General features: G+C 66.7%; 6 protein-coding genes. 3 read left to right on the top strand and 3 right to left on the bottom strand.

The window, feature by feature from the left end; translation table 11 throughout:
• Positions 1-1,092 (top strand): AAA family ATPase (locus tag AB4Y84_RS09060; RefSeq protein ID WP_442250021.1); only part of this gene is annotated, 1,092 nt, incomplete at its 5' end.
• Between the two features lie 85 nt (positions 1,093-1,177).
• Here AB4Y84_RS09060 and AB4Y84_RS09055 read toward each other — a convergent pair.
• From AB4Y84_RS09055 to AB4Y84_RS09045, 3 genes are all read right to left on the bottom strand, one after another.
• The gene (locus AB4Y84_RS09055; RefSeq protein WP_025874695.1) at positions 1,178-1,978 is read right to left on the bottom strand and encodes a MipA/OmpV family protein; all 801 of its coding nucleotides are present in this window, start codon (positions 1,976-1,978) and stop codon (positions 1,178-1,180) included.
• A 141-nt stretch (positions 1,979-2,119) separates the two neighbouring features.
• On the bottom strand, positions 2,120-3,409 hold the full coding sequence (locus AB4Y84_RS09050; protein ID WP_363731977.1) for an ATP-binding protein: 1,290 nt from the start codon (positions 3,407-3,409) through the stop codon (positions 2,120-2,122).
• The gene (locus AB4Y84_RS09045) at positions 3,406-4,140 is read right to left on the bottom strand and encodes a response regulator transcription factor (protein WP_180165696.1); all 735 of its coding nucleotides are present in this window, start codon (positions 4,138-4,140) and stop codon (positions 3,406-3,408) included. The genes AB4Y84_RS09050 and AB4Y84_RS09045 overlap by 4 nt, the downstream gene beginning before the upstream one ends.
• 180 nt (positions 4,141-4,320) lie before the next feature.
• Here AB4Y84_RS09045 and AB4Y84_RS09040 point away from each other — a divergent pair, with 180 nt between their 5' ends.
• Both AB4Y84_RS09040 and AB4Y84_RS09035 read left to right on the top strand, forming a co-directional pair.
• Positions 4,321-5,607, top strand: a complete 1,287-nt coding sequence (locus tag AB4Y84_RS09040) for an O-acetylhomoserine aminocarboxypropyltransferase/cysteine synthase family protein (RefSeq protein WP_442244412.1) — start codon at positions 4,321-4,323, stop codon at positions 5,605-5,607.
• A gap of 83 nt (positions 5,608-5,690) precedes the next feature.
• A complete protein-coding gene (locus AB4Y84_RS09035; RefSeq protein WP_363731983.1) occupies positions 5,691-6,578 on the top strand; it encodes an AraC family transcriptional regulator in 888 nt (295 codons plus the stop codon).
• The last annotated feature ends 387 nt before the right edge of the window (positions 6,579-6,965 follow it).

Genomic DNA, 6,965 nt, shown 5'->3' with positions numbered 1-6,965 from the left:
AGCGAGATCCAGTATGGCGTGCTGCCGCAGCTGGAAAAGCAGCTGGCTGCCGCCCAGGAAGTGGAGAACCACGACTTCAAGCTGGTGCAGGACCGTGTCACCGACGAGGAGATCGCCGAGGTCGTCTCGCGCTGGACCGGCATCCCGGTCAACAAGATGCTCGAAGGCGAGCGTGACAAGCTGCTGCGCATGGAAGAGGTGCTGCACAACCGCGTGGTCGGCCAGGAAGAGGCGATCAAGGTGGTGTCCGACGCGGTGCGTCGTTCGCGCGCTGGCTTGTCCGATCCGAATCGACCGGGGGGATCGTTCCTGTTCCTGGGCCCGACCGGCGTGGGCAAGACCGAACTGTGCAAGTCGCTGGCCGAGTTCCTGTTCGACAGCGCCGACGCGATGATCCGCATCGACATGAGCGAGTTCATGGAGAAGCACAGCGTCGCACGCCTGATCGGTGCGCCCCCCGGCTACGTGGGCTATGAGGAAGGCGGTTACCTCACCGAGGCCGTGCGCCGTCGCCCGTATTCGCTGATCCTGCTGGACGAGGTGGAAAAGGCGCATCCGGATGTGTTCAACATCCTGCTGCAGGTGTTGGACGATGGTCGCCTGACCGATGGCCAGGGCCGCACGGTGGACTTCCGCAATACCGTCATCGTGATGACCTCCAACCTGGGTTCGCACCAGATCCAGGACATGAGCGGCGATGACACGCCGGAAGCCTACACGCAGATGAAGGCGGCGGTGATGGGCGTGGTGCAGGCGCACTTCCGTCCGGAGTTCATCAATCGGTTGGATGACATCGTGGTGTTCCATCCGCTGGACAAGCAGCAGATCAAGCAGATCGCGCGCATCCAGATGCGTGGCCTGGAAAAGCGCCTGGCCGAGCGTGGCCTGAAGCTGGTGGTGTCCGATGCAGCGTTCGATCTGCTCGGCAACGTCGGCTTCGATCCGGTCTACGGTGCGCGTCCGCTGAAGCGTGCGATCCAGGCACAGCTGGAAAACCCGCTGGCGCAGAAGATCCTGTCCGGTGCGTTCGTCAACGGCGATACCATCGAAGTGGGCAACGACGGCGGCCATCTGGTGTTCGCCAAGGCCTGAGCCTGAGCCGAACGGGGCGCTGCATGAGTGCAGCGCCCCGTTTCGGTTGCAGCGACCGGCCGCATCCGGCGCTTGCCGGCCATGCTCAGAACCGGTGCGTATACCCGGTCATCAATCCGAACTGGTTGGCCTTCTGCACGATCGGGCTGTCGGCCGCATCGCCCAGCAGTCGGGTGCCTTCCACAGCGATGTACCAGTTGCCGTTGCGACCGGCGCGATGGCTCCATTTCATGCCCAGGCCGGCGCTGACCAGACCGGCCTTGGGCTTGTGCTGGGCGAAACCGGTGCGAGCGGCCTGGTCAGGGCTGACGCCATACCAGGTCTGCATGTAGCCGCGGTTGCCGTAGTCGGTGGATACGCTGCCGCTGACCACGCCACCGGCCAGATCGAACAGTGGCATCTCCAGGTTCAGGTGGATCTGCTGGGTGGCAAGGCCGTTGTCGCCCTTGTCGTCGTCTTTCAGCGTGTACTGCCAGGAACCGCTCAGCACCGCCTCACCCAGCGTATAGCCAGCCGCCAGGCCGACCAGGGGCCGGGTATCGATATCACCCATGCCACGCAGGAAGTCCGAGCCGCCGAGGATCGAGTTCTTCTCGCGGCGGCTGCCGCTGCCACCGACGTAGGCACGCACGCGGGTGTGTTCGCCGATCGCCGTACCCCAACCCGCACCGCTGGTACCCAGAAACCAGCCGCCCGGTGAGGTCACGTCGAAGGACAGCGTCGGTGCGGCCTGGAATTCCTCGCTGCCGCTGTAACGCGGGGCGACACCGCCACCGGCGGCAAGCTCGAAGGTCCATTGATCCTCCTTGGCATGCGCTGTGGACGTTGCGAACAAGGGCAGCAGGGCCAGGCCGAGCAGGGTGGGGAAACGGCGACGGTGGGACATGGCAACTCTCTACAGTGGGAGGAAATGCAGTGCGCGCATCCGGCGCGTGCTGCTGGGTCGACAGCGTGGCGGGATGCCACCGACCAATCCGTCCGCAGTTGTGCGGGAGTTGTAAGCAACTGTAAGCGCGGCCCGTGGCGTTCAGCTGGCAGCCAGTGGCCAGTGCATTTCCAGGCGTGCACCGCCCAGGGTCGCGCGTCCCACGCGCAGCTCGCCGTGGTGACGAACCGCGATGCGCCCGGCGATGGCCAGGCCCAGGCCGAAGCCGCCGGTATCGCGGCTGCGGCTGTCATCCAGACGGGTGAACGGGCGCAGCACCTTCTCGCGATCGCTTTCGGCGATGCCCGGGCCATCGTCATCCACGCGCAGGCAGGCCTTGCCGGCCACGCTGACCAGTGACACCTCCACACGGGTGCGTGCGTAGCGCATCGCGTTGCCGACCAGGTTGCTCAGGGCCAGCTGCAGYAGGCGCGGCTCGGCATCCACGCGTGGCAGCGCACTGGGCCACACCTGCAGCACCAGTCCCGCGCGCTCGGCATCGCGCCGCGCGTCCTCCATGCAGGCCTGCAGCCAATCGTTCGCTTCGATCCGCTGCATGGGCTCGGCATCGTTGGGATGCTCCAGCCGCTCGTACGCCAGCAGCTCGCTGACCAACCGGTTGAGCTCGGCCAGATCGCCATGCAGGCCGGTAGCGAGGTGTGCCCGCCGCGCCGGATCGTTGCTGTCCTGCATCAGGTCCAGGCCGAAGGCCAGGCGTGCGATCGGCGTGCGCAGCTCGTGGGAAATGGCGTGGGTAAGGTCGCGCTGCCGTTGCACCAGTTCGGCCACGCGCGCGGCCATGCGGTTGGAATGCTCGACGATGACCCGGATCTGCGAACGTGGCGATACCTGCGCACGCGCCTGCAGATCGCCGGCACCGATGCGATCGGCATGACCCCGCAGCGCCTCCAGATCGCGCCACAACAGGCGTACCCAGGCATAGAGGCAGGCGCCGACCAGCAGCAGGATGCACAGGTACGCGGCGACGGTCATGTACAGGGTCATCTGCACTTCGCCGGGAAAGCGCAGTTGCAGCCAGCGTCCGTCAGCCCCCTCGATGGGCAGCAGGACCTGCTGGTAGCGCTCACGAACGATGAAGCCGTCCCCGCGCAGGGCGCTGCGCTCTTCGTCATCCAGTGCCGGCGGCGCATCCAGCAGTGACAGTGCAATGCCGTAGTGTGGTTGCCATTGCGCCACGCGCTGCTGTTGCTGCGGGCGGTCCAGGCCGGCCAGTCCGCTGCGCAGTGCATACACCTGGCCGCGCACCTGTTCGGCGAAGACACGTTCCTGCAGGGGCGTGTAGATGCGGTCCAGCAGATGGTTGAGGCTGAACACCGACACCAGCAGGCAGGCCCCGGTGACGAACCACAGCCACAGGAACAGGCGCTTCACGCCGACCAGGCCGACGGATTGAACTGGTAGCCACGGCCCCACACGGTCTTGATCCGGCGCGGTTCGCGCGCGTCGTCGCCGAGCTTGCGGCGCAGCTTGCCGATGCAGACATCCACGCTGCGGTCCAGACCATCGAAACCGATGCCGCGCGCCGCCTGCAGGATCTGGTCGCGCGAGAGGATCTGCCCGGGCTGGCTGGCCAGCAGCCAGAGGATCTCGAATTCGGTGGTACCCAGTTCCACCGGCTGCCCATGCAGGTGAACCTCGCGTTGCACGCGATCGATCAGCAGTTCGCCATGCATCAGCCGGCACGGCACGCCGGCAGGGCCGCTGCCATGGCGACGGCGCAGCAGTGCGCGCAGGCGTGCCAGCAGCAGGCGCGGCTCGATCGGCTTGTGCACGTAGTCATCGGCGCCGGACTCCAGGCCCAGCACCTGTTCGATATCGTCCTCGCACGCTGTCAGCATCAGGATCGGCACGTCGGAAAAGCTGCGGATCTGCCGGCACACATCAATGCCACCGAGGCCAGGCAGCATCAGGTCCAGCACCACCAGTTCCGGCGCGTGCTGGCGACAGGCCGCGCTGGCCAGGTCGCCGCGCGGTACGTGCTGCACGGCAAATCCATGTTCGCGCAGGTAGTCGCTGACCAGCTCGGCCAGGCGGCGGTCGTCCTCGACCAGCAGCACCTGGGTCGGGGTGCCGGTGGCGGGAGTCCACGGGGAGGGCTGCATCGGTAGGGCGTCCTTGTCCGGGGCGAAAGGCCCGGCGGCGAAGCCTAGCAATGGCCCATGACGACTGCCTGAATCCCGGGCAACCTGATAACCGCCGGTACTGGCGTCATCGCCAGGGGCTCTCAGTGGCGGTCGAAGGCTGGCCTATGGTGGGCGTTTCCCCGGATGGAGCCTGGCGCAATGAGCGATCCGCAGTGGCAACTGGAAACCCTGGCCGTGCACGGCGGCTACCGTCCCGACACGACCACCCGCGCGGTGGCGGTGCCGATCTACCAGACCGTGGCCTATGCATTCGATGACACCCAGCACGGGGCAGACCTGTTTGACCTGAAGGTGCCGGGCAACATCTATACGCGCATCATGAACCCCACCACCGACGTGCTGGAGCAGCGCGTTGCGGCGCTGGAAGGTGGCATCGGCGCGTTGGCGCTGGCCTCCGGGCAGGCCGCGATCACCTATGCGATCCAGACCATTGCCGAGGCCGGCGACAACATCGTCGCTGCCAGTGCGCTGTATGGCGGCAGCCTCAACCTGCTGGCGCACACGCTGCCGCAGTACGGCATCCAGGCGCGTTTCGCAGATCCGGCTGACCCGTCGGCGTTCGCGGCCTTGATCGATGAACGCACCAAGGCGGTGTTCGTCGAATCGATCGGCAACCCGCGCGGCAACGTCACCGACATCGCCGCCATCGCCGAGGTCGCACATGCGGCCGGCGTGCCATTGATCGTCGACAACACCGTGGCCACGCCGTTCCTGCTGCGCCCGTTCGAACATGGCGCCGACATCGTGGTGCACTCGCTCACCAAGTACCTCGGTGGTCACGGCACCAGCCTGGGCGGGGCGATCGTCGATTCGGGCCGCTTCGACTGGACGGCACAGCCGCAACGCTTCGCCCGCTTGAACCAGCCCGATCCGAGCTATCACGGCGTGGTCTATACCGAAGCGCTCGGCGCGGCGGCCTACATCGGTCGGGCGCGGGTGGTGCCGTTGCGCAACACCGGCGCAGCGTTGTCACCTTTCAATGCCTTCCTGATCCTGCAGGGCATCGAGACCCTGGCCCTGCGCATGGAGCGGATCAACGCCAATGCGCTGGCCGTGGCGCAGTACCTGCACGCCCATCCGAAGGTAGCCTGGGTGCGTTATGCAGGGCTTGCCGACGACCCCGAACACGCGGCGGCGCAGCGCTATCTGGGCGGCCACGGCTCCGGTGTGCTGACCTTCGGCCTGCCGGGTGGGCGCGTGGCCGGCGCCCGCTTCCTCGATGCCCTGAAACTGTTCACCCGGCTGGTGAACCTGGGCGATGCCAAGTCACTGGCCACCCATCCTGCGTCGACCACCCATCGCCAACTGGATGCGGCCGAACTGGCCAGGGCCGGGGTCAGCGAGGACACCGTGCGCCTGTCGATCGGCATCGAGCACATCGGCGATCTGCGCGCGGACCTGGAACAGGCTCTCGCCCAGGCCTGAGGGCGGGCAATCGCGCAGGATCGGTCACGCACCCCGCTAAAGGATCAGGCACGATCGCAGCCAGGTCCTCAGCGGAGATGGTCATGAAGCGGCTTGCAGGCCTGCGCCAGGCGCAGGGAATCGAACGGGTCATCGACCATCTGCAGGGCTGCCTGCGTGAGCAGCAGGCACTGCCGGATGTGGCGTCACTGGCCACTGTCGCCCATCAGTCGCCCTATCACTTCCAGCGCCTGTACCGGGCACTTACCGGGGAAAGCCCCGGACAGACGCTGGACCGGCTGCGCCTGCTCAACGCCCTGCAGGCGCTGCAGCAGCCCGATGCAAGCGTCACCGACGCTGCGCTGGCCGCTGGATATGAGAGTGCGCAGGCCCTCGCGCGGCGCTGCAGGCAGCGCCTGGATACCACCCCGCGCGCGCTGCGCGCCGATGCAGCGCTGCGGCAGCAGTGGCAGCATCTCTTGGCGCATCCACCGGCCGACGTGGACGCAGTGACCGCCGCCCCGCTGAAGGTGGAAGTGCGCGCGCTGCAGCCGTTCGAGGTCGTGCTGCTACGCGCGAAGGGGGCCTTCGGTGATCTCGATGCCAGCTTCGGCCGCCTGTACCAATGGGCGCAGGCGCAAGGGCTGGCCGACGATCTGCTACACCTGGTGGGCATCGCCCTCGATGACCACCGGGACGTACCCGCGCAGGCGCACCGCTTCGACTGCGGGATGGGATTTGCCACCGCGCTGCCGCAACTTTCGTCGCCGCTGCGGCGGCAGGCCCTCGGCGTCGGTCCGCATGCGGTCGTCCGCCATGTCGGCCCCTATGAGCAGCTGCAGGCCGTGGGGGATGCACTGCTGCGCGATTGGTGGCCGGACAGTGGGCACGCGCTTGCCGAAGCGCCCCTGTACTTCCACTTCCTGGATGATCCCGAACAGGTGCCTGCCCACCAGTTGCGCGCCGACGTTTGCCTGCCCCTGGCAGGCTGATACCTGCTGGCTTGGTCGTCATCGCCAGGGGCGATCACCACCACTGCAGGAAAGCGTTACGGTAGAGACGCTCTCCAAGGGCGTGGCGATATCATCCCCGGCCGATGCGGGTCGGCCGGGGATTTTTTTGGGCGCAGCCCACTCAGGTAGATCCACGCGATGCGTGGATGAATCCCCATCGGAATCGAATAGTCCGACAGTGCATCGAAAAGCATCCACGCATGGCGTGGATCTACTGTCGACCAAGGTCGACACCTACCAAATCGTTCATCCACCAACAGCAGCGGGAAATTGTCGAAGGCGGGGTGGGTCCGGTTGCGGGGGCGTGAGCCGCATGGATGCGGCGACCGAGCTTACATGGACGTACTTGCAGCGTCCCCCGCAACC

It is taken from the genome of Stenotrophomonas sp. 2YAF22 (genome assembly GCF_052114665.1).
GTDB lineage: Bacteria > Pseudomonadota > Gammaproteobacteria > Xanthomonadales > Xanthomonadaceae > Stenotrophomonas > Stenotrophomonas indicatrix.
The sequence above is the reverse complement of the archived record's forward strand: the minus strand, read 5'-3'. Positions and strand labels throughout refer to the sequence as shown.